Raw genomic sequence first — 24,443 nt, forward strand, 5'->3', positions numbered from 1 at the left:
GCTTCTTTTATAAAGAATAAAATACAAACACCAGCAACTATCTATTCGCATACAAATAAATCAAGTCATATCTTCAATTTTTAACATGATGAAAAATAACATGACTGGTATTCAACCCTAAAATCAGGGAAAATAGCCCCTTTTGCAATTATCAATCAGCGAACTGTTTTTTCGCCAGATTTAGGTCATTTATGAAGTTTGAAAAATTAGGTCAGTCGGGGCGTGCTCGTCGTGGTCGTTTAACTTTAGCACATGGTGTCGTAGAGACTCCTGTGTTTATGCCTGTCGGTACCTACGGTACTGTTAAGGGGATGTTGCCACGTGATATTGAAGATATCCAAGCACAAATTATTCTAGGAAATACCTTTCACCTTTATTTACGCCCTGGATTAGATGTTATTCGTGAACATGGCGGTTTGCATGAGTTTATGAAATGGGGCAAACCTATTCTGACGGACTCAGGTGGCTTCCAAGTATTCAGTCTTGGAGCAATGCGCAAAATCAAAGAAGAAGGTGTGACCTTCCGCTCTCCAATCGATGGTTCAAAAGTCTTTTTATCACCTGAAATTTCAATGGATATTCAACATACCTTGAACTCAGATATTGTGATGATTTTTGATGAGTGCACACCGTATCCTGCAACACATGAGGAAGCCCAAAAGTCATTACAATTGTCATTGCGTTGGGCAAAGCGTTGTAAAACTCAACATCATGATGTGCTTAAAAATAAAAATGCCTTGTTTGGAATTATTCAAGGTGGCATGTATGAAGATCTTCGTGAAGAGTCTTTAAATGGTTTAAAAGAAATCGATTTTGATGGTTTTGCAATTGGTGGACTCTCAGTAGGTGAACCAAAAGAAGAAATGATCAAAGTTTTGGATTATCTCCCAGCGAAAATGCCAGCAGATAAACCACGTTATTTAATGGGCGTAGGGAAACCAGAAGATATCGTTGAAGCAATCCGTCGTGGTGTGGATATGTTTGACTGTGTGATGCCAACACGTAATGCACGTAATGGTCATTATTTTGTTACAGATGGCTTAGTGCGAATTCGTAACAGCCAATATCGCCATGATCAACGTCCATTAGACCCGCATTGTGACTGTTATACCTGCACCAACTTCACTCGTGCCTATTTATTCCATTTAGAAAAATGTGGTGAAATGCTCGGTTCAATGTTGGGTACCATCCATAATTTGCGTTATTACCAACGCTTTACCCAAGATATTCGTGATGCTTTAGATCAAGGTACTTTTGATGAATACGTGACAGATTTTTATCAACGTCGCGGTTTAGAAGTTCCACCTTGTCCTGTGGACTAATGCCCCAATATAAAGCTGAATTGAAGATTAATTCAACAGTATTTGCGCTGAAACCCAAGACAAGGTAAATTGCAGAACAAGTCGATTTAAAAGCCATGCAAATGGCAGAAAATTTTTAACATTAGGAAACTGAAATGAGTTTATTTATTTCTTCTGCTCACGCTGCGGCAGCGCCTGCACAAGGTCCAGGCATGATGGCAAACATTTTGATGATCGTTGTATTTATCGCGATCTTCTATTTTCTCATCTGGCGTCCTCAAGCAAAACGTGCAAAAGAACACCGTACTTTAATTGAAAGCTTAGGTGTGGGCAGTGAAGTTGTATTTGCAGGCGGCTTAATGGGTCGTATTCTGAAAATCGACGGAGACTTTGCAGTGGTTGAATTAGGCAAAGGAAATGAAGTGAAAATTCAACGTGCAAGTGTTATTTCAGTTCTGCCTGAAGGCACATTAAATAACCTTTAATCATAAAACGGTCGTGCACTTAGCACGACTTTTTCATTTTAAGAAGAAAGCGAATGCGTTACCCTGCATGGAAATATTTATTGATTCTAGTGGTACTAGTAATCAGTACATTATACGCGCTGCCAAGTTTATATCCTGATGAACCTGCTGTTCAAATTTCGGGTGCCAAGGCTGGTACCACGATTGACAAATCAGTGATACAAAAAGCAGAGCAAATTTTAAAAAGTGAAAATATTAGCAGCCATGATAATACTTTCACCAACAATGCTGCCCTCTTACGTTTAAGCACATCAGAAGCCCAATTAAAGGCAAAAGATGTACTAAGCAAAGGTTTGGGTGAAAACTATACGATTGCGTTAAACCTTGCGCCAACAACACCTGAGTGGTTACAAAAAATTGGTGCTAAACCAATGAAGCTCGGTTTGGACTTGCGTGGTGGTGTTCATTTCCTACTTGAAGTAGATATGGATAAAGCGATTGCACAGCGTATGGAAACATCAGCAACTGATTTACGTCGTGAATTCCGTGACAACAAGATTAATTTCAATAGTCTTGCATTGAATAACAATGTGATTACCATTCAGTTTGCCAATAATGATGACCGTGCAGCGGTGATGGATTTCTTACGTCGCGATGGAAATAAATATAATCAACAAGCTTTAGCTACAGATACTGGCTCTACGCTTAAGTTGACCTATAACGATGCGACCAAGCAAGACATTCAGTCTTATGCGTTAAACCAAAACTTAACCACACTACGAAATCGTATTAACGAATTAGGTGTGGCTGAAGCCTTGGTGCAAAGTCAAGGTAGTAACCGTATCGTGGTTGAACTGCCGGGTGTACAAGATACTGCTGAAGCAAAACGTGTATTAGGTCGCACTGCAAACTTAGAGTTCCGTTTAGTTTCAGATTTAAATGATCAATATATTGACCGTTTTACAGGTAAATATAATGGGCAACCTTTACCTCCGGGTACTGAGGTTTTTGCTTATGAATCGTTAGACAGTGGTCGTGAGTTATTATTAAACCGCAACCGTATTTTAACGGGTGAACGTGTCCAAAATGCATCAAGTGGCTTTAGCCAAGATACTGGTGGCGCTGAAGTAAATATTACTTTGGACACTGCTGGCGGTAAGTTGATGTCAGATGCAACACGTAACGCTGTTGGTAAACGTATGGCAGTTTTGTTTATTGAAAATAAACAAAAAATTACCTCGGTTCCTGATCCTGTTACAGGAGCAATGACTGAAGTCCGTACACCATATACAGAATCTGTTGTGATCAATGCTGCGAACATTCAAGCTGTATTGGGTTCATCTTTCCGTATTACAGGCTTAGACTCACCTCAAGAAGCGTCTGAACTTGCTTTGATGCTTCGTGCAGGTGCATTAGCTGCGCCAATGTACTTTGTTGAAGAACGTGTGGTTGGTCCGAGCTTAGGTCAAGAAAATATCGATAAAGGTGTACTTTCTACCCAAGTTGGATTCATCCTTGTTGCGCTTTGGATGATCGTATTCTTCCGCCTATTTGGTTTAATCGCAGATATTGCGCTAGTGATTAACTTGGCAATGCTTCTGACAGTCATGTCTTGGATTGGCGCTTCATTGACCTTACCGGGGATCGCGGGAATCGTGATCACGATTGGTATGGCGGTCGATGCCAACGTACTGATCTGCGAGCGAATACGAGAAGAAATGCGCTGGGGCGCCTCGCCCAAACAAGCGATTATTGCAGGTTATGATCGAGCCTATAACACCATTCTCGACTCAAACTTAACCACATTCTTGGTTGCATTTATTCTGTTCGCGATTGGTACAGGTCCAATTAAAGGCTTCGCGGTTACACTGATGATTGGTATTATTTGCTCAATGTTTACTGCAATTACAGTCACTCGTGCAATTGTCCAACTCGTGTACGGTCGTAAACGTAACTTGAATAAGTTGAGCATATAGGAGATCGATGATGACTGATGTGACTCAACCGAAAAAGAAATATGGTCGCCCTGATGATGAGCATGTAATTAATTTCATGAAGATTGCCAAACCAGCGGCAATCATCTCGATCATTTTGACCATCGCCAGTATCTTCTTTATCGCAACCAAAGGCTTAAATCTAGGATTAGATTTCACAGGTGGTGTTTCTGCTGAGTTGAATTATCAACACGCAGCAAAACCTGCTGATGTAATTGCCAATCTAGACCAAGCTGGCTTTAAAGATGCTGTTGTACAAACATTAGGTTCAAATAAAGACCTTATTGTTCGTATGCCTGCGCAAGATCTGAAAGTTGAAGACTTAAGCAATACCATTACTAAAGCTGTTCAATTACCGAATAATGCTGCTGTTGTTCATAAAGTGGATTCTGTCGGTGGTCAGGTAGGTAATGAACTGTATTTACGTTCTGCCGGCGCTGTTGCACTTGCAATGTTGCTTATGCTGATCTACGTGACCATTCGCTTCGAGTTTAAACTTGCAGTGGGTGCAGTCCTTTCATTACTGCACGATGTAATCGTAACGATTGGTATTTTTGCAATGATGCAGTGGCCATTCGACCTTACAGTCTTGGCAGCGATTCTTGCATTAATTGGTTTCTCACTAAACGATAACATCGTCGTATCGGATCGTATTCGTGAAAACTTCCGTAAGATTCGTGGTGCAACCCCATTAGAGATCGTCAATATTGCATTGACTGAGACCTTAAAACGTACCATTCATACCTCAATGACCCTATTACTGGTTGTACTTGCAATGATGTTCTTGGGTGGTGATGGTTTACACTGGTTCTCTGTGGCGATGTTTATTGGCGTATTTGTAGGTACTTATTCGTCAATCTATATCGGTACTGCATTTGCATTATGGCGTGGTCTAAACCGTCAAGACTTTATTGTACAAGTTAAACCTGAGTTTGAAGATGAAGAACATATTCCTCACTAAGTTTCAGTTTTAATTGAAAAAGCTCATCTTTGGATGGGCTTTTTTATGCTTAAAATTTACCTCACAATGCAAAGAAAATGGTCGAGTTGTGATGACTAAGACCCTAGTCTGCCAAACGATTGAATAACCATCTAGAATTCACAAGCACAAAAACGAATTAAACACCCACAATTTTAAAGGCTCATAAAATGCATAGGTTTTATTTATAATCAATGACTCGATGCAAATCAGGTGTATAAATAATTAGGTGGTTCAGTACAGAATAGCGATACCATGTAAACCATATAAATTATGACTACTGAGCATAATATTTTTCACTTGGATAATATTTTACTTTTTCTTTCCATTTTCCATTAACCAAATTACGATCTGTTACCTCAACTTGATTACCTCTTGATAAAGTTGCATCTTCAATAAATTCTCGAACCAGTAATAGCCCCTTTTTAGGTACAATTCGATATTCGGAACGCATATGATAACAACAACCACTTTTGTTAAAGGTGATGATTCGTTTACGCTTTTTATCTAACTGAAACATCCCTATATTTTCTCGGGTAAGTGCTGAGAGTTCAGAACTTAAAACAAATTCATGCTTGCTTTGATTAAACACATAAATATCATAAATAACACCACCATAGGGACCATAATGACCATTCCTTATTGCAAGGTCTTGTGTTCCATCAAAGTTAAAATCAGCAAAAATTAAAGGACTTCGTTCATCATAAAGTTGTACCACATTAACATTGGGCTTAAAATTTTTATCTAGATATATGGTCAGTTCATCAGAGTGAAATGCTTGAAATACTGCTTTACTGCCCTTTTTAAATAACTTTATTTCGGCCTTGTCACCACATTTTTCCTTCTCACATACAGTATCAATAATGACATCATAGTGTTTTGAACCATTCTTAATTTCAAAAACTTGTGCTTGTGCTATAGACAAACTAAATACTAGATAAATGCTCACGCTTTGACAGATCGTTTTAATTACTTGCTTCATCATTTTTATTCAGTCAATTTTGATTAAAATCATAACATCAAACAGTGAAGAATAAAAAACCGCCCGAAGGCGGTTAGGTTCCCTCCTTAATCAAAGGAGGGTCGGGGTGGATTTAATCCGATAGCAGTTTAGTGCCCACCACCATTAATTGCTTTGGTCATTTCTTCAACAACTTTCTTAGCATCACCAAAGATCATCATGGTTTTGTCATTGTAGAACAAATCGTTGTCTAGACCCGCATAACCTGTTGCCATAGAGCGCTTGATCACCATAATGGTACGAGCTTTATGTGCTTCAAGAATCGGCATACCATAAATCGGTGAGCTTGGATCATCTTTAGCTGCTGGGTTAACAACGTCATTTGCACCAATAACCAACACCACGTCTGTTGCAGGGAAGTCCGAGTTAATCTCATCCATTTCCAAGATGTCTTCATATGCAACGTCAGCCTCAGCCAACAATACATTCATATGACCAGGCATACGACCTGCAACTGGATGGATCGCAAAGCGAACTGTTACACCTTGCTCTTTCAAAATTTCGCAAAGCTCTTTAACGGCATTTTGTGCACGACCTTGCGCCATACCATAACCTGGTACGATCACAACACTATCCGCATTCGACATCAAGAAGCCAGCATCATCCGCAGAACCTGAACGGTAGTTACGCTGAACTTGTTCACCTTTGTCCGCAGAAGCAACAGCTGCCCCACCCATTGCACCACCAAACAAGACATTGATGATTGAACGGTTCATTGCTTTACACATGATGTAAGACAGAATCGCACCTGAAGAACCCACCAGTGAACCTGCAACAATGAGCATGTTGTTTTCAAGCGTAAAACCAATACCTGCCGCAGCCCAACCAGAGAATGAGTTCAGTAGCGAAACCACAACTGGCATATCACCGCCACCGACTGGAGCAATCCACACCCAGCCAAAGACTAGTGCAAGTGCTGTCATCGCCCAGAAAGCCTGCATATTGCCAGTGGTAAAGAAGTACACACCACAAGCCAGCATCGCAAGAAAAACAATCGCTTGAACAGGTTTAACCCAAGCACCAGAAATGGTTTTTGCCCATTTCTTGGCAGCCAACTTACCATAAGCAAATACAGATGCTGTAAAGGTAATCGCACCAACAAAACAACCCACGAACAATTCAAACAAATGAACTTTGCTCATATGTGCATGCTGTACACCAGCAGCAGTTAAAGCAGATTCGTTTTGCGCAAATAAAGCAGTCAGTTGGTTGTTATGTAAAATCGCAGCAATCGCAATCAATACCGCAGCCAAACCAACAAGTGAATGCATCAATGCTACAGTTTCAGGCATTTGTGTCATTGGAACAGTACGTGCACGTGCAATACCCACAATTGCACCAAGCACCATTGCACCACCAATCATCCAAACGACTGGATGATCTGCAACAAAGAATGTGGTGATCACAGCAATCGCCATCGCGATCATACCGTAACGGTTACCAGCAATCGCAGTTTTAGGACCTGAAAGACCACGCAACGTCAAAATAAAAAGGACCGCACCAACAAGGTAGAACCAATCCGCATACTCTCGAATAAATTCCATAGATTAGCCCTCTTTTTTCTTTTGCTTTGGCTTAAACATTTCAAGCATACGTGCAGTCACTGCGAAACCACCAAAAATGTTAATACTTGCCAAAAACACTGCAATTGCACCAAGTACACTGACAACATTCACAGACTGAAATTGTACATTTGCTTCAACAACACCTGGAATTCCAACAGTTTGTATCATCGCACCAACAACGATAATTGAGGACAATGCATTAGTTACCGCCATTAACGGCGTATGTAATGCAGGTGTTACTCCCCAAACCACGTAGTAACCAACAAAGATGGCTAAGACGAAAATAGTAATAGTTTCAACCATGATGACTCTCCTTAACCACGCTTCAGCAGTACTTGACCGCCATGAGTTACTAGAAGTGCTTTTTGAATCTCATCTTCTTGATTGATCGCAAAGTTTTTCTCTTGATCAAACAAAGTTTCAACGAAATTAAATACATTACGTGCGTACAGTGCTGAAGCTTCGGTCGAAACTGTAGATGGAATATTTGGAATACCCAAAATAGTCACGCCATTGTCTGTGACAACATTTTCACCATTCTTGGAACCTTCAACGTTTCCGCCAGTTTCCACAGCCATGTCCAAAATGATTGAACCTGGTTTCATTTTTGCAACGGTTTCAGCCTTAATTAAGCGTGGAGCATCACGACCTGGCAACAACGCAGTTGTAATCACGATGTCTGCATTTGACACTGCTTTATCTACGATGACAGCTTGATCTTGAATGTACTGCTCACCAGGCATCCAGCCATAACCATTTTTAGCAGCATCGGCAGCCTTTTGCTTTTCTTCATCAGACATTGGAACGTCTAACCACTTTCCGCCCAATGATTCAACTTGGTCACGAGCAGTCGGTCGTAGATCTGTAGCTTCAACCACAGCACCTAAGCGTTTTGCTGTTGCAATTGCTTGAAGACCCGCAACCCCAACACCCATAATGACGACACGTGCTGGTTTAACTGTACCCGCAGCAGTCATCAGCATCGGGAACATTCGTTGATATTCCGCAGCAGCAAGAAGCACTGACTTATAACCTGCAAGGTTGGCTTGAGAGGACAATACATCCATATTTTGCGCACGTGAAAGTGTACGAGGCAAAAGCTCTAACGCAAATGCAGACACTTGTTGTGACGCAAATTGGTCAAGTTCAGTATTGCGATACGGGTCAAACATCGCCACGACGGTTGTACCCGCAGCAAGTTTTTGAATTTCGTCTCCTTGCGGTGAACGAACTTTCAGAATCATTTGACTGCCCGTATAGGCATCATCCGTGATCTTAGCGCCGACTTGTTCATAAGCACTGTCAATATACGCAGCTTTCTTACCAGCTCCACGTTCAATGACAATGCTATGACCAGCACTAATCAACTTTTTTACTGTCTCTGGCGTTGCAGCTACACGGTTTTCACCGATGACAGTTTCTTTTGGGATTCCAATCTGCATGAGCGTTCCTCAAGCTAATTTTTCTTTAAGTCAACATCGTCAATAAACGATGCTTCCCCCAGATGCGTTTGTTATGAATTTTTGGATTCTAATTGAACTTTTTTAAAATACCACCCAATATTTATTTAATAAATACCCATATTTTGAACTGATGATTCATAAATATAATTGTAAGATATACCTACTATTCAATTTATTGTATTTTTCCTGTAATACACATCCTGCATTTTTCATCATCCTTTGACTCCAGTTTGACCAATTGATCTTTTTTTCATCATATCTTTACTGTTTTTCATCAAAACTTGCTTCAATGGATTGGCATTTATGGCATTTTTTTATCTTTTTCTAGCGTATCCATTGTGGCTTAAATACGCTATAAAACAATAGATTTAACCTAAATATCATTCACAGTATTGGCATTTCTGACAATTTATAACTGTTTTTATCCTGCTTCAATTGGCTTTTTATGACATTTTTTTAGTCAAAAATGTAAGTCATTTTTCATTCCATTTTTTAATTTCATTAATAAAAAAAAGTACTTGGAATAAATAACCTCATTAACCTATATCCAAGTCAAAACCAATTACAAAAATTTTTACTCTTTTTCAATTTGCCATTTTGTCAATTAATAGTACCGAACACCATTCAGGTGAGTTGCTTATAAATTGCACCACTTTTGTGCAAAAAACAACACAACAATCTCAAACCGACAAAAACAAATTATTCCGCGTTGATTTTGATCAATTTTTATTCTAATACGAGCTCATTGCCGAGTAAAAAATTGCACAAAGTATTATTTCCTTGTGTAGTATTCCTTTTATTATGCAAATTCATTGCTTTTTTGCATTTCACCTGATGAAAAACAACATTTATACTGCTTGTTCAAATATACATGTCGAATGACGACATCGTTAATGCAGTCAAATTCATGAAATTTTCTATCTCTAGCACACAGCTTGGTTCAATTTTCGCACTGGGTGCAGCTTTCTTGTTTAGTACTAAAGCTATTTTTATTAAACAAGCCTATGCTTTATCGCCATTAGTCGATAGTACAGTCCTTATGGCTTTACGAATGGCAAGTGCATTACCCTTCTTTCTTCTATTATGTTGGTTCAACCGCCACCATAACAAAAACATCACACCTAGGGATTGGGGTTTATTGGTCGCTGCTGGTTTGATGGGGTATTATTTTTCAAGTTGGTTAGATTTTGCTGGCTTAATGTACATCAGTGCTTCACTTGAACGAATTATTTTATTCCTCTACCCCACACTGACTGTAATCGCCACAAGCTTTATTTATAAACAAAAGTTAAATCTTAGAACCATCATTGCAATTGCATTAAGCTATGGCGGAACCGTCATTGTGATGCTCCAAGAGCAAAGTACTGTGCCACATGAAGGAAACTTCTGGCTAGGTGTGAGTCTAGTCTTTGCCAGTGCCGTGTCCTTTGCCACTTATTTATTGATGACACCACGTTTGATTCAAAAGTTTGGCTCATGGAATTACACAGGTTTGGCTTTGAGTATTGCTTGTTTTGGTACTTTAACGCATTTTGCTATTGCGACACCTCACCCTATACAACTCCTCAATCAACTGCCGATGACCGTCATTTGGTATGGTATAGCCTTGGGTTTATTGGTTACTGTATTACCTACAATTTTAGTGGCTCAGAGTATTTCTCGCTTGGGAGCAGCACAAGCGGCAATGATTGGTTCAATTGGTCCCATTCTCACCATTATTTTGGCAGTTGCTTTGCTGGGTGAACATATGAATGCGATACAATGGTTTGGTTGCTTGTTGAATATCATCGGTGTCATGATGATCACCTTATCTAAAAAGAAACTTGCACACTAAGTTTTGTAAAAGTTTGGAAGAAATATGCATTTTAAAATTGTATCGCCAAGTGCGTGCGTAGATATTGAAAATATCAAATTGGCTCAAACTCATTTAGAACGCTTAGGTCATCAAGTCAGTTTAGGACAACATGTTTTTGCACAATACCGTTATTTGGCTGGTACGATCGAACAACGTGTAGAAGATTTAAAACAAGCTTGTTTAGATCCCACCGTTGATGCTGTTTGGTGTGGTCGTGGTGGTACAGGCGCTGCGATGTTATTACCCTTTTTAGGTGAATGGATTTTAAATAAGCCAATTATTGGTTATTCAGATACGACGGTATTATTAAATTATATCGCCATGCATGGCGGTCAAGCATTACATGCACCCGTGTTTCAAGAAATTGCGGTTAAGAACTTAGATAATTCACCATTATCTTATGATGCATTAAAAACCATTAGTCTATTAACTGCGGACTCTCACAAACAAAACCTGTATGCATTATCTGCTATAAATAGGTTTAATCAAAATCAAGTGCTTGAGAACTTACATATATTAGGGGGTAATCTGACAGTACTTTGTAGCTTACAAGGAACACCTCATGGTTTAGTGCTTGATCAACCGAGTGTCTTACTGATTGAAGATGTTGGTGAACCATATTATCGAATTGAACGCGCTTTCACTCAACTTCTGCAAAGTATTCATACATCAAACCTCAAAGCTGTGGTGTTAGGTGATTTTTATCAGTGTCCACAGAAAAACGTACCTCAAACAATTGCTGAGATTGTGGCAGAACACTTAGAAGCGCTCAACATTCCACTTTACCAATGTGATTGGTTTGGTCATGGTGCAGTCAACCGCCCTTTTTGGATTGGTCAGAAAGGAAAAATTACAGGTACTCAGTTAATCATTGGGTGAGGCTACATAAAACCGATTGAATCAAGTGGTATAAATAACGGAACTCAACACGGCTTTGTTGCATAAAGACTACTTAAATATCTGATTTAAAAGGTTTTCAGTGTTTTTTGATCTGAAATTAATTTTATTAAAATCAATTTCTTACGTATTTATGCAACAAAGCCTTTTTGAATCACAAATAACCTTCCAATCATGAAAAAACATAGATGCCACTATATTGAGTTAATGTTAAGCATATACCCCTCACTCAGCGAAAGATTTTTATCATCTTTCATCTAAGCAAAAAAAATCACTGCTTTGTTTACAGCGCAAGAGTGAAGCATCACCTACACAAATCTATTTAAACTTTAGATGTAAAGCATGGCATTGAAAGCTTTATATCATCAAACAAAATCCTCTTAAGATTAATCTTATTGATTATGAAAAATTATATTTTGCTATATGAATTGCTCAACAGATTAATGATAAAACTCCAGATTGTCATAGTTTGCTCAATATCCAAAATTCACAACACAATAACAACAAGTTAAGTAAAATCACCACTTAATGATCTTTTTTTTAAAAAATACATTTTATATTATTCTTAATAAAATATTGATAATGATAAAAAAATGACAAAAAAATAAAAAATAATTTATTTTTTAATCGTACTTAATTTACTCTTTTGATTTTTTAACTTAAGATTAAATAAATTAAAAAATGTATATATTATTAAAATATACAATTATCAGGAGAGTGGCATGGATGACGCAATTTCCTTATCACAGCAATATGCACAAGGAATAACCGATCCAATTCAAGAGCTGGAAAGAGCGTTTGATGTTATACAACAGGTAAATGACAGCACTTTTATTTCCTTAAGCATAGAACGTGCTTATCGAGAAGCACACGCTTCGACTGAACGTTGGAAAGCCCATGCACCGTTATCTCTATTTGATGGTGTTCCCATTGCGTGGAAAGACCTTTTTGATGTGCAAGGAACTGTGACCACAGCAGGTTCAAAAACTCGAGTGCATCATGCCGTTGCACAGCAAGATGCAGATGGCGTCATGCAATTGACTCGTATGGGTATGGTCAATCTGGGAAAAACCAATTTGACTGAATTTGCTTACTCTGGGTTAGGTTTAAACCCACACTTTGGCACACCTAAGAATGTGGTTGATCCACGATGTATTCCTGGGGGATCATCATCTGGCGCAGCAACATCTGTAGGACAAAAAATTGTCCCTATTTCTATGGGTACGGATACCGCAGGTTCAATTCGGATTCCTGCATCCTTTAATGGCTTAGTGGGTTATCGAAGTAGCAGTTCACGTTATAGTAAAAAAGGCGTTTTTCCTCTTGCCGCAAGCTTAGATAGCGTAGGTCCAATCAGTCGTAGTGTTCGTGACTGTATTGTTTTAGATCAGCTTATGCTTGGACAAATTCAGTCAAATATCCCCTCTCAACCCCAATCAAGAAAGATGCAAATCTATGTCGATTTAGACATGCTTAACCACCCAAGCGTTCAGGATTGTGTGAAGCATAATTTCTTGCAAACGATTGAAATACTTCAACAAGCAGATATCGGTGTGGTGTATAAACGCATAGGTGCATTTGATCAAGCACAAACCCTGATTGACTCAGGTCAATGGCTAGGTGCTGCTGAGGCATATACCTTACATGAAGCCTTATTACACAGTGATCAAGCCGAATTCATGGATCAGCGGGTAAGAAAACGCCTGCTTTCGGCAAAAGATACCTTGGCTTCTAGCCAAATCCATCTTTATCAAATGGCACAGCATTTAAAAGCAAGCTTAAAAACAGAACTGGCTGAAGGATATTTACTGACGCCAACTACTGCACATACTGCACCTGAACTTGCACCTTTAGAGGTAGATGAAGCCTTATTTATCCAAACAAATCTCAACACGCTTAGATTAACCATGCCCGGCAGTTATTTAGATATGCCAAGTATCTCACTTCCGAATGGAACCGACTCAAATGGGCGCTCTACAGCAATTTTACTCTCAAGCTACAGTGGTAATGATCAAAGTCTTTTATCTGCCGCCCTGAGTATTGAACATATTCTTCACAACAATGATTAGCACAATCATTTTAGTTCCACCAAACACTTAACTTTATTTTATTGAGGATGATGACATGGCTAAAAAGGAAATCTTAGTTTCATTTGGAGTTGACGTTGATGCAGTCGCTGGTTGGCTAGGGTCTTATGGCGGTGAAGACTCGCCAGATGATATTTCACGAGGCTTGTTTGCAGGTGAAGTCGGGTCAATACGTTTACTGAATCTATTTAAAAAGTATGGTTTAAAAACTACTTGGTTTATTCCAGGGCACTCTGTAGAAACATTCCCTGAACAAATGAAAGCCGTTGTAGATGCTGGACATGAAATTGGTATGCATGGTTATAGCCATGAAAATCCAATTGCGATGACACCTGAACAAGAGGAAGCAGTGCTGGATAAAGCAATTGCGCTCATTACTGAATTATCGGGCAAACGTCCAACAGGATATGTCGCACCATGGTGGGAATTCAGTAATGTTACCAACGAACTTTTGTTAAAAAAAGGCATCAAATATGACCATAGTTTGATGCATAACGATTTCACACCTTATTACGTTCGTGTGGGTGATTCGTGGACCAAAATTGATTATAGCCAACAGCCTGAAACATGGATGAAACCATTACTTCGTGGTGAGGAAACAGACTTGATTGAGATTCCTGCCAATTGGTATCTCGATGATTTACCCCCGATGATGTTTATTAAAAAATCTCCAAATAGTCATGGTTTTGTCAATCCTCGTGATATCGAACAAATGTGGAAAGACCAATTTGACTGGGTCTATCGAGAAATGGATTATGCCGTTTTCCCGATTACCCTACACCCAGACGTTTCTGGTCGACCACAGGTTTTATTGATGTTGGAACGTCTGATTGAACACTTCAAAGCCCACGATGGGGTGAAATTCGTCACCATGGATGAAATTGCAAACGACTTCGCGCAGCGCTGTCCTCGCAAAGGTTAAAAATTCCATAGAAGGAAAAGGAATGATGAGCGAAAACATAGATGTTAAAAGCAGCATTGATGTGAATCAGGCTGCTTCGCAAGATAAATTAATCAGTTGGCATCCTGAGCAAATTCAGCAAAAAGATATCACTTATGCATCTTGGATTGCTTTTTTTGCATGGGTGTTTGCAGTTTATGACTTTATTTTATTTGGTACTTTACTGCCTGTCATGGGTGGTCATTTCAACTGGAATGAAGCTGAACAAGCCAGTTTAGTCACTTGGATTGCCGTCGGCGGTGCAATTGTTGCGTTCGCTATTGGACCAATTGTAGATCGTATTGGTCGGCGTAAAGGGATTATTTTCACCATGACAGGTACAGCAATCGCTACAGCGATGACCGCCATGGCAGGGGTTGGAAAAAGCTCACTGGTTGCCATTCGTTCAGTTGCTGGTCTAGGTTATGCCGAAGAAGGAGTAAATGCGACTTATCTCACCGAAATGTATGCCACTTCAAAAGATGAAAAGTTTCAAAAACGTAAAGGTTTTATCTACTCTTTGGTACAAAGTGGCTGGCCTGTAGGGGCATTACTTGCAGCAGCATTGACTGCAATTTTACTTCCTTATGTGGGCTGGCAAGGTTGTTTTATTTTTGCTGCTATTCCAGCATTTATCATTGCTTTTCTAGCCAGAAATTTAAAAGAAAGTCCCCAGTTTCAAGTTGTGCAAAAAATTAATCAACTTAAACAGTCTGGCGAAAATGAACAAGCAGATCAATTGGCTCGTCAGTACCATTTAGACGACCCAGAACAACAAAAAGTGGGCGTGATGGCTGCTTTTAAAGGTTCGGCATTACGCCCGACATTAGTACTAAGTTTAGCGATTTTGCTGAACTGGTCTGCCATCCAAGTCTTTAGCGTATTGGGAACATCTGTGTTGGTGAATGTTCACAACTTATCTTTTCAAAACTCCTTAATCATTTTGATTCTCTCGAATCTGATCGGTTTTGTTGGCTATTTGGTTCACGGTTGGTTAGGAGATCGTATTGGTCGTCGTAATACTGTTGCCATGGGTTGGATGTGTGGCGGTGTGGCGTTCTATGCCATGATCGTTGCTTCTCATGACCTGGTCACAGTGGTCGCCCTATATAGTGTTGGTTTATTTTTCTTAACAGGTCCTTACTCTGCAATGTTGTTTTTTATGGGGGAATCTTTTCCAACACGCATACGCGCAACGGGTGGCGCAATTGTACATGCGATGGGACCGATCGGTGCAATTTTAGCTGGTGCAGGTATCACCAGTATTCTCACTGGTGGTGGAGCTTGGGCAAGTGCGGCAATTTGGTTTGGTGCCCTACCTTGCTTCTTGTCTGGTTTGGTCATGCTTATGGCACGCCATGTAAAACCTGAAGATGTGAAATAAGGAAATGAGCATGACTTTAAACAATACTCCCGTAGCATTTATTACTGGAGCTGCCAGTGGGATTGGACAAGCTTTGGCTGTTGCATATGCAAAACAGAATATTCGAGTAGTTGGTGGTTATTTTGAGAAAGATCCACATGACCCAAACATCACTGAACAACTGGTCAAAGAGGCAGGCGGACAATGTGTCATGGTTGCAGTAGATGTGACCGATACTGAGTCTGTACAAAGCGCAGTACAAAGTGCAATAACACATTTTGGGCGCTTAGATTATACGATTGCCAATGCAGGTTTGTTACGTCAAAGCTCAATCATCGACATGACAGATCAAGCATGGAATGAAATGTTAAATGTTGATTTAACTGGTGTAATGCGTACCTTCCGTGCAGCAAGTCTATATATGCAAAGTTCAGGTGCAATGGTTGCCATTTCCTCTATCGCAGGGGGTGTTTATGGTTGGCAAGCACATAGCCATTATGCTGCTGCCAAAGCAGGTATCCCCGGCTTATGTAGATCTTTGGCTGTTGAATTGGCACCTAGAGGAATTCGTTGTAATGCGGTTATTCCCGGTTTGATTGAAACCCCACAATCCTTAGATGCGCAAAATTCTCTTGGTCCTGAAGGTTTAAAACTTGCTGGACAGAAAATTCCCTTAGGACGTGTCGGTCGTGCCGATGAAGTTGCCAAACTGGTTCGCTTCTTAACCAGTGATGATGCCAGCTATATCACAGGACAAAGCATTATTGTTGATGGTGGGCTAACCATTCGTTGGCCTGATTAATCAACAATCCCCCTACTCATATGTTGAACAAGCTTGATTTTGAAATTTATTGATGAGGTCAAGCTGTTCTTTTTATTGGAAGAATACATGAAACCATTAAATGAATGTCGTGTTGTGGTGACGGGAGCCGCCAGTGGTATTGGTGCTGCGATTGCACAAGCATTTGCTAAGCAAAATAGCCGTTTGGTGTTATGCGATTTAAATGCTGAAGGTCTAGAACAAATTGCCCTGCTCTGCCGCCAATTTGCTACGCAAGTGACCACCATTATCGCAGATCTGGGCACTGAACAAGGTGCGCATCAAACTGTGGATTGCTGTGTTGAAACCTATGGTGGAATAGATGTTTTAGTCAATAACGCAGGCATTTTAACCCAAGCCCCGTGTACAGAACTCAGCAAGAAAATGTGGGACGACATGCTTCGTATTGACTTAACCAGTGTGTTTTTAACCAGTCAACGGGCCTTACCTCATATGATCAAGCAAAAATGGGGGCGTATTATTAATATTTCCTCCCAACTTGGGATTAAAGGCGGGATTGAACTGGCACATTATTGCGCAGCCAAAGCCGGTGTAATCGGTTTTACCAAATCTTTAGCTCAAGAAGTCGCTAAAGATAATGTATTGGTCAATGCAATAGCACCGGGTCCAATCGCCACACCACTGGTCGATGGTATTAGCCAAAGCTGGAAAGATGAAAAAGCCAAACAATTACCTTTGGGGCGTTTTGGAACAGCTGAAGAAATTGCGCCAACCGTAATTTTATTGGCGTCGGATCCTGGCGGTAATTTGTACGTGGGTCAGACACTCGGACCAAACAGTGGCGATGTAATGCCTTAATCAATGGAGTAATGGTGCAATGTGTGGATTATGTGGATTGATAGGTGAACAACAGGATTGGACAGACAGCCTAAGATCTGATCTGCCTAGACGGCGAGAGCGTTTACGTAAAATTAAAATGCTTAATCACATTACTGCACCCTATCGCTTATCAATTGCTGACTTTCAGGGCGTGAATTATCTGATCCAGACACCTACTGGCAAACAAAGTATAGCCAATGGGCTTGATCTATTATGGAACGAAATCCAGCAATTAACGGGGCAAAAAATAGATGTTCTTGATCCTCGACTGTTATCACATTTAGAGGCTTTATAAATATGACGATACCTGTGCATATTGTGACTGGTTTTTTAGGCAGTGGAAAAACCACGTTGATAAAAAAACTACTGACACATACACAAAATGACAGCACGATCGTTTTAATTAATGAATTGGGTGAAGTCGGCATTGATCATCTGTTGGTACAAACAGTGGCTGAGAATACCTATTTGCTCGCCAATGGTTGTATGTGTTGTAGTGTTTTAACCGATTTAAAAGACAGCTTGTTAAAACTATTACAGCAACGTAAACAGGGAGAGATTCCAGATTTTAAGCGTGTCATTATTGAAACCACAGGTTTAGCTAATCCAGCAGCGATTTTAAATACAATTCATCATGATACACATATTAAAAATCAGTTTTATGTACATGGATTAAGTACGGTTGTTGATGCCGAGTTAGGTCATTTACAGGCTACGCTTCATCCAGAATGGTTAACCCAAGTCGTTGCTGCACATCAGATTATTTTGAGTAAGACTGATCGGGTTGATCTTCCAACACAACAACTTTTATCTGAGAAAATACAACAGCTTCACCCTGAAGTGAATATTCAATTCATCAATCAAATTGATTGCGTGGATGACATTTTTTCTCAAGATTTAGCGCAGCAACAGCATCTTTCACGACCGCAATTTTTTCTAAAAACTCAACAAGACCAGCATGCAATGACTCAAAGTTGCGTGCTGGAATGGACAACAAAACTGGATTGGATGGTATTCGGACTATGGATAAATCTATTACTCAAACAATATGGTGAAAATATTCTACGGATAAAAGGGATTTTAAACTTAACTGAATTTGACCAACCTGTTTTGATTCACGGCGTACAACACTGTTTATACCCGCCAGAGCATTTAGCCCAATGGCCTTGGGAAGATCACTATTCACGTATTGTCATGATCGTGAGGCATGTTGATCTTGAACAGATAAAAAAGTCATTTCAAATTTTTATGGAAAAGCTGAACTAAGTTAATTACGAAAACCTTCAAACTTCTGTGTTTTTAAAACATGGAACAGGATTTCTATGCCTAGATTTAACTAAAAATATTTTCTCAGACTTCAATTTTTAAATTTTTTATGAGGATTTATCACAACTTGCAAAGATAAGTACAGCAATGATCAAGGAGTCATCATGAGCTAGAACAATTCAAAAAGTAGGGATACTGAGCTTTTAAAGCTTCTGTTTTTTTGCCGAAAAAACATGAATTACTAAAAAATATGGAGTAAAAAATGAAAAAAATCGTATGGATGATTGCATTCGCAGGATTATCATCAACATCATCAATTTATGCAAAAAATGCTTTTACAAGTGACAGCCAATGGATGTTTGGCGATGGACAGGGTCAACGTACAGCTTTAATTGAAAAAGGCTATGATTTTGGCATAAGTTATACGGGTCAAGGTGCAACTGTACTTGATACCCAAATGAGCAGTGAGAAAGACTCGGCTTATGCAGATCAATGGAGCTTTTTGGGAAATTTTGACTTAAATAAAATTTTGGATTGGAACGATACTGAAGCGTTGATCAATATTACTTATCGCTCAGGTCAGCAAGTTGAAAATAAGTCACAGGTGTTGTCTCCACATATCAGTCAAGTTCAAGAAGTGTATGGTCGAGGACAAACATGGCGTTTAACGGACTTATGGATTAAAAAGAAATTCTTCGACCAGAAGTTAGATGTAAAAATCGGACGATTTGGTGAAGGAGAAGACTTTGCCAGTTTTGATTGTGAATTTCAAAATCTTGCTCTATGTGCAGGTCAAATTGGACATTGGTCAGGAGATCAATGGTATAACGGTCCTGTAAGCCAATGGGCAACTCGTATTAAATGGAATATCTCTCCAAATTTATCAGCGCAAATTGGTGTCTATGAATACAATCCTGAAAATCTAAAAAGAAGCAAAGGCTTTAACCTGAGTACAGATGGTTCCAAGGGCGCACTGCTTCCAATAGAGCTGATTTGGAAACCTGAAAATTTAATTCAAAACTTGGCTGGTGAATATCGTTTAGGTTATTACTACAGCACAGCTGATGTAACAAACGTGCAAATCCAAAACGATCGTAAAGAACATAAGAACGGGACTTGGATTTCAGCCAAGCAACAGTTAACAAGCCATGCTGGCGATGTAAATCGAGGTTTAACATTGATGGGGCAAGTTGCTGTTTATGACAATAAAACCAGTATTTTTAATGATGCAGAAACACTTGCTGTGACTTATAAAGGTCTATTTGATCAGCGTAAACAAGATGAAATTGGGCTAGGTATATCACGAATTGCTGTCGACAGTCGGCAAAATCCCCATTTGAATAACGAGATCAATGCTGAATTGTATTATAGTCTGCTCGCAACACCGTGGCTTAAAGTGCGCCCCAACCTGCAATATATTGACCGTATTGGCGCAAATAAAAATCAGGGTGATGCCTGGGTAGCTGGGTTAAAGTTTAATCTAAACTTTTAACATGGCTTCAACAGCACTCCACCAAGTTAAAACGTAGTGACTTCTATACACTACGTTTTAACTTAAAGCTAAGTTATAGTCAGCAAAAGCCTGTGATTTACAAAAAAGTAAAATCAGCATATACAATACTTAAGCTTGATCATGATGATCAGTTCTAAGGGTTTTAAATCATATTTTTGGTTTAAAGACAACTTTTGTAATGGTCGTTTGTCCCTAAAAAAGCAGGATAATGCATACTTTGAAAACATCATCTAAACCGACTTTAAGGGTCTTAGGTACTTCAGTCACCCTAATTGAAGCAATAAGAAAACAAGCTGAAATAGATCTTGGTTTTGATATTGAATATCAAATTCACGACCCTCAAACCGCACAACGTATTGCAGTATTAAATCCAGATCAATATGACCTTTATGATCAATGGTTCCATAATATTGATTTTGTTTGGCCAGTCAGGTCCATTCAGCCCATAGAAATTAAGAAAATTCACCGCTGGGATGAAGTCAATGATTTAGCAAAGAAAGGAACTTTACTTGCTGATCAACCGTTGGCAAAAGGTGGCGTTCCAAGTCAACGATTATATGTACAAAAAGATGGTACGTTGAGTAGTCAGGAATCTGAATATATCAGCATGCTTCCCCTTACCCACAATGTAGACAGTTTTATTTATTTTCCAAAATTTTTACCTAAAAACTTACATGATCAACCCGAAAGTTGGGCATGGCTATTAGAGCAAAATTGGAATGGTTGTGTCACGGTACAAAACGATGCTGCGATTGGTGCACTCGATTTAGCAATGGCAGTACAGGGTTCGGGTCAATTGCAGTTTAAAGATATAGGTAATTTATCTTTATCTGAAATTGATCAATTGACTTCAATCTTACTTGAGCTTAAACAGCAACAACATTTCAAAGATTTTTGGGCTGATGATGCACATGCTTATAATTTAATTGTCGATCAAAATATTCATATCGGCAGTTTATGGTACCCTGCACTGATCAAATTACTAAAAGCAAAACGAGATTTTAAAATTGCAAAACCTGTAGAAGGATACCGTGCTTGGTTTGGCGGATTGGCATTATCTCGAAATCTGCAGGGGCAAATGAAAGATCATGCTTATGCGTATCTCAACTGGTGGCTTGATGGTTGGGCAGGTGCCATGATGGCAAGACAAGGCATGTATATTTCCAATCCACTGCGAGCACGAGAATATTTAAGCTCGGCTGAATGGGATTTTTGGTATATGGGTAAACCTGCTGCAGAAGCGTTAATGGGAATTGATCAACAACCTTTAATCAAAAAAGGCATGCTACGCCAAGGCGGTTCCTATATAGAAAGAATGGGGCATATCGGAGTCTGGAATTCTGTCATGGATGAACACAACTACTTAGTCAGAAAATGGAAAAACTTGATGCAACACTAGGCTAGGATTGCTATTCCATTTAAATGATTAGGAAATTCTTTCTAGATACGGAGGAATATTCGGTTCAGGAATAATTGAAAAGACTTTTAAATATTCAACCGAACGCTTTTTTGCATTAATCAAATGCTTTTCTAAATATTCCAAGCCTTGATCTATCGAGCCACACAACAAGGCTTCTAGAATTGCGTTATGTTCTTCTAACATCAACTCATAATTGCTCAGATGAATCGCATCATGGATCACTCGGCTAATCAAAATAGAGCTCTGCGCATTGTATAAAATATTTGCCATTTTCTGATTATGCCACTTGATATTGCACAAGGTTTGATGCAGATCAGCTTCAATCTGTTGGATCAATGAGGCATTCACATCCTGTTTATGGGTTTGTGCATAGCGAATACGATTTAACATCTGCTGAATATCGTCATAAGAAATATGATGAATATTGGCTTTTAGCGCCAATGGTTCAAGAATTAAGCGCAGTTCATAGTTTTCGATTACGCTTTGTGCAGTTAATGGACCAGCAAGCCAATCTCCGTATGCCTCTTTTTCGACTAAGCCTTGTAAATGTAGACTTTTTAATGCCTCACGTACAACATTGCGTCCCACATTAAAATGCTCTGCAATGCGCTGTTCATCAAGTCGATAGTGTCCATGTAAAATAATATAAGATATGCATTGATACAGCTCATCATAGACTTTATCGCTTAATAAACGGGTATCAATAATGTCCTCATCAGATGCTAGCCCCAATAATTCTCGTGTGATCTCCAGTCTAATCGGTTCAATATCATTTGATTGTTCTGGGTTGACCAAATAGCCTCGACCTTCAAAACGTGAAATTAATTGTTGATCAAATAAAAGTTGTAATGCCTTACGAACAGGAACACGGCTGGTATTAAAAATATTCGAGAGCGGTCCTTCTAACAGAACAACACCAGTAGAAAGCGTATGACTGCGAATCACATTTTGCAAAGTCTCAAAAATACTTTGATAGCGTGAATTTGCCTGAGAAAATGTTTGAGCCGTCATAACAAGATATACAATTTGAAGTGGACTGGAATCTAGTAAATCATAATTTACACCAATAATGATCAAGCTAGACAATGTGATCAAAACAATTTTAGAAAACAATGACTCAGATTCGATTGGCTTTCATGTTATATCTTAAAAAGGTCAATATAGCCAAATATAAAAATTCATATGGCGTAACAAAAGAAAAAGTTACCTATTTCAATCACAACCCGACAACGCTATGATTCAAGGTAACTTTTCTATTTTCAATAAAAACAAAATTTAAAGTAGTGCAGCATTAGAAATTCATATTAAATTTCACTCCACCTACCCACGCATCACCATAGGCTTTATTGGCACCAATATTTTTGACATATTGAATATTTGGACGCACTGTTAACCAAGGAGCTGCTTTTAAGCCATAATAAATTTCTGCATCCAACTCATCATCAAACTTTTCATTGTTGACTTTGCCTTTAAACTTTATTGCATCTGTATTTACACCAATCCTCGCTAAACCAATTCCAATTTCATCGCTTGGGCGAGCATCAAATAATCCCTTGTAGACCACTGCAATATTTTGCGCATCACTATAGGCACTGGTTTTATCATCATAAAATGTCGCTTGTCCCATCAAGGTCAAACCACGAGATTCATCGCCATGGTGACGAGTCAATTGCTGCTTTGCTGAAAGCCAAGCCGCCCATTTATGATTATCAGCATCAAACTTTTGGGAAATTCCTGGAACTGAATAATCCACCTGTACATTCTGTGTATCCACAGTACTGGTAAAGTAACCAAGTCGGTACTCTCCCGGCAAACTTAAATTTGCACTGGTTTTTTTCGGTTGCCAGACAATTTCCAAAGGAATCACAGCGCCATCTGAACCATCAGTACTTAAATTAAAACCATCACTTGCCGTAGTCGCATTGGCGTTAACGGTATTGCGTTCATATATTCCCATTTGAACGGCTAATTCTGGATGAATATTGTATTTAACTCGCCCTGCCCATTGGCTCACAGGACCGTTGTACCATTGATCTCCAGCCCAGTTGGCAACCTGACCACCACATAAAGCAAGGTTTTGAAATTCACAATCAAATCCAGCAAAGTCTTCACCAATACCAAAGCGTCCCAACTTGATATCCAAACGCTGATCAACAAATTTCTTTTTAATCCAGAGGTCTGTTAAACGCCAAGTTTGACCTCGACCATATACTTCTTGCGTCTGGTTAAATTGTGGCGCCATGACATCGGCTTCAGTATTGAGTGCTTTGCCACCACGATGGGTGATGACAATTTTTGCTTCTGTATCACGCCACCCCAATATCTTATTTAAATCAAAGTTTGCACCAAAAGCCCATTGATCTGCATAAGCATTGCCCTTGCCATCACGATCAGCATTCATAACACCTGCAAACTCACCTGTATAACCCACATTAAAGTCATAGCCTTGATCTTTTAACTGGGTTCTTTTACCGTTCCAATCTCCAAGCATCCATGGGCTATCTACACGAAAAGCATCTGCTGCGATTGCAGCATTCATCGTTAACCCACTTGATAATGCAATGATTGTGAGTTGTACTTTTCTACGACTTCCATTTTGAATTTTCATGATATTGTCCTTAATGATCTTATCTTCGCCCTTATGATTAAATGGCG

The 24,443-nt window shown here is 39.3% G+C and carries 21 protein-coding genes; 15 read left to right on the top strand and 6 right to left on the bottom strand.

All coding sequences use genetic code 11. From position 1 onward, the window contains the following. Positions 1–191 precede the first annotated feature (191 nt). From tgt to secF, 4 genes are all read left to right on the top strand, one after another. The gene (tgt, locus tag F938_RS08835; protein ID WP_004827745.1) at positions 192–1,322 is read left to right on the top strand and encodes a tRNA guanosine(34) transglycosylase Tgt; all 1,131 of its coding nucleotides are present in this window, start codon (positions 192–194) and stop codon (positions 1,320–1,322) included. 134 nt (positions 1,323–1,456) lie between these two features. Beyond that, positions 1,457–1,786: a preprotein translocase subunit YajC gene (gene yajC, locus F938_RS08840; protein ID WP_004827744.1), complete on the top strand. Its 330-nt coding sequence runs from the start codon at positions 1,457–1,459 to the stop codon at positions 1,784–1,786. Between the two features lie 53 nt (positions 1,787–1,839). Continuing rightward, complete coding sequence (secD, locus tag F938_RS08845) at positions 1,840–3,741, top strand: protein translocase subunit SecD (RefSeq protein ID WP_004827743.1); 1,902 nt, start codon at positions 1,840–1,842, stop codon at positions 3,739–3,741. Between the two features lie 7 nt (positions 3,742–3,748). Next, a complete protein-coding gene (gene secF, locus F938_RS08850) occupies positions 3,749–4,720 on the top strand; it encodes a protein translocase subunit SecF (protein ID WP_085944225.1) in 972 nt (323 codons plus the stop codon). Positions 4,721–5,015: 295 nt separating this feature from the next. On the opposite strand, the gene F938_RS08855 is transcribed toward secF, so the two are convergent. From F938_RS08855 to F938_RS08870, 4 genes are all read right to left on the bottom strand, one after another. Continuing rightward, the gene (locus F938_RS08855) at positions 5,016–5,723 is read right to left on the bottom strand and encodes an XAC2610-related protein (protein ID WP_005030973.1); all 708 of its coding nucleotides are present in this window, start codon (positions 5,721–5,723) and stop codon (positions 5,016–5,018) included. Between the two features lie 125 nt (positions 5,724–5,848). Next, the gene (locus F938_RS08860; protein ID WP_004827737.1) at positions 5,849–7,303 is read right to left on the bottom strand and encodes an NAD(P)(+) transhydrogenase (Re/Si-specific) subunit beta; all 1,455 of its coding nucleotides are present in this window, start codon (positions 7,301–7,303) and stop codon (positions 5,849–5,851) included. Positions 7,304–7,306: 3 nt separating this feature from the next. After that, positions 7,307–7,627 (bottom strand): proton-translocating transhydrogenase family protein, encoded by a 321-nt coding sequence (locus tag F938_RS08865; protein WP_005030974.1) that lies wholly within the window; start codon positions 7,625–7,627, stop codon positions 7,307–7,309. Positions 7,628–7,638: 11 nt separating this feature from the next. Next, on the bottom strand, positions 7,639–8,766 hold the full coding sequence (locus F938_RS08870; protein WP_004827733.1) for a Re/Si-specific NAD(P)(+) transhydrogenase subunit alpha: 1,128 nt from the start codon (positions 8,764–8,766) through the stop codon (positions 7,639–7,641). A 928-nt stretch (positions 8,767–9,694) separates the two neighbouring features. On the opposite strand from F938_RS08870, the gene F938_RS08875 reads away from it, so the two are divergent. The 11 genes from F938_RS08875 (at position 9,695) to F938_RS08925 (ending at position 21,767) form a co-directional block, all read left to right on the top strand. Next, positions 9,695–10,621, top strand: a complete 927-nt coding sequence (locus F938_RS08875) for a DMT family transporter (protein WP_010590755.1) — start codon at positions 9,695–9,697, stop codon at positions 10,619–10,621. Positions 10,622–10,645: 24 nt separating this feature from the next. After that, on the top strand, positions 10,646–11,521 hold the full coding sequence (locus F938_RS08880; protein WP_005030977.1) for a S66 peptidase family protein: 876 nt from the start codon (positions 10,646–10,648) through the stop codon (positions 11,519–11,521). A gap of 740 nt (positions 11,522–12,261) precedes the next feature. After that, positions 12,262–13,608, top strand: coding sequence for an amidase family protein (locus tag F938_RS08885; protein ID WP_005030981.1), 1,347 nt, complete (start codon positions 12,262–12,264; stop codon positions 13,606–13,608). A 55-nt stretch (positions 13,609–13,663) separates the two neighbouring features. Then, positions 13,664–14,548, top strand: a complete 885-nt coding sequence (locus tag F938_RS08890) for a polysaccharide deacetylase family protein (RefSeq protein ID WP_004827699.1) — start codon at positions 13,664–13,666, stop codon at positions 14,546–14,548. A 22-nt stretch (positions 14,549–14,570) separates the two neighbouring features. Next, positions 14,571–15,950 (top strand): MFS transporter, encoded by a 1,380-nt coding sequence (locus F938_RS08895; RefSeq protein ID WP_228129512.1) that lies wholly within the window; start codon positions 14,571–14,573, stop codon positions 15,948–15,950. Positions 15,951–15,960: 10 nt separating this feature from the next. Continuing rightward, positions 15,961–16,731, top strand: coding sequence for an SDR family NAD(P)-dependent oxidoreductase (locus tag F938_RS08900; protein ID WP_005030983.1), 771 nt, complete (start codon positions 15,961–15,963; stop codon positions 16,729–16,731). An 87-nt stretch (positions 16,732–16,818) separates the two neighbouring features. Next, positions 16,819–17,568 carry an SDR family NAD(P)-dependent oxidoreductase gene (locus F938_RS08905; RefSeq protein WP_005030985.1) on the top strand — a complete coding sequence of 250 codons (750 nt, stop codon included), beginning with the start codon at positions 16,819–16,821 and terminating at the stop codon, positions 17,566–17,568. A gap of 19 nt (positions 17,569–17,587) precedes the next feature. After that, positions 17,588–17,884 carry a hypothetical protein gene (locus tag F938_RS08910; RefSeq protein WP_005030988.1) on the top strand — a complete coding sequence of 99 codons (297 nt, stop codon included), beginning with the start codon at positions 17,588–17,590 and terminating at the stop codon, positions 17,882–17,884. A gap of 2 nt (positions 17,885–17,886) precedes the next feature. Continuing rightward, the gene (locus F938_RS08915; RefSeq protein WP_005030989.1) at positions 17,887–18,855 is read left to right on the top strand and encodes a CobW family GTP-binding protein; all 969 of its coding nucleotides are present in this window, start codon (positions 17,887–17,889) and stop codon (positions 18,853–18,855) included. Between the two features lie 262 nt (positions 18,856–19,117). Beyond that, complete coding sequence (locus tag F938_RS08920; RefSeq protein WP_005030991.1) at positions 19,118–20,347, top strand: carbohydrate porin; 1,230 nt, start codon at positions 19,118–19,120, stop codon at positions 20,345–20,347. A 229-nt stretch (positions 20,348–20,576) separates the two neighbouring features. After that, positions 20,577–21,767 carry an ABC transporter substrate-binding protein gene (locus tag F938_RS08925; protein ID WP_005030992.1) on the top strand — a complete coding sequence of 397 codons (1,191 nt, stop codon included), beginning with the start codon at positions 20,577–20,579 and terminating at the stop codon, positions 21,765–21,767. 27 nt (positions 21,768–21,794) lie between these two features. Here F938_RS08925 and F938_RS08930 read toward each other — a convergent pair whose 3' ends face one another. Next, on the bottom strand, positions 21,795–22,799 hold the full coding sequence (locus F938_RS08930) for a GntR family transcriptional regulator (protein ID WP_005030994.1): 1,005 nt from the start codon (positions 22,797–22,799) through the stop codon (positions 21,795–21,797). Between the two features lie 280 nt (positions 22,800–23,079). Then, a complete protein-coding gene (locus F938_RS08935) occupies positions 23,080–24,396 on the bottom strand; it encodes a carbohydrate porin (protein WP_005030995.1) in 1,317 nt (438 codons plus the stop codon). Positions 24,397–24,443: the final 47 nt, after the last annotated feature.

It is taken from the genome of Acinetobacter bereziniae LMG 1003 = CIP 70.12 (assembly GCF_000368925.1).
Lineage (GTDB): Bacteria > Pseudomonadota > Gammaproteobacteria > Pseudomonadales > Moraxellaceae > Acinetobacter > Acinetobacter bereziniae.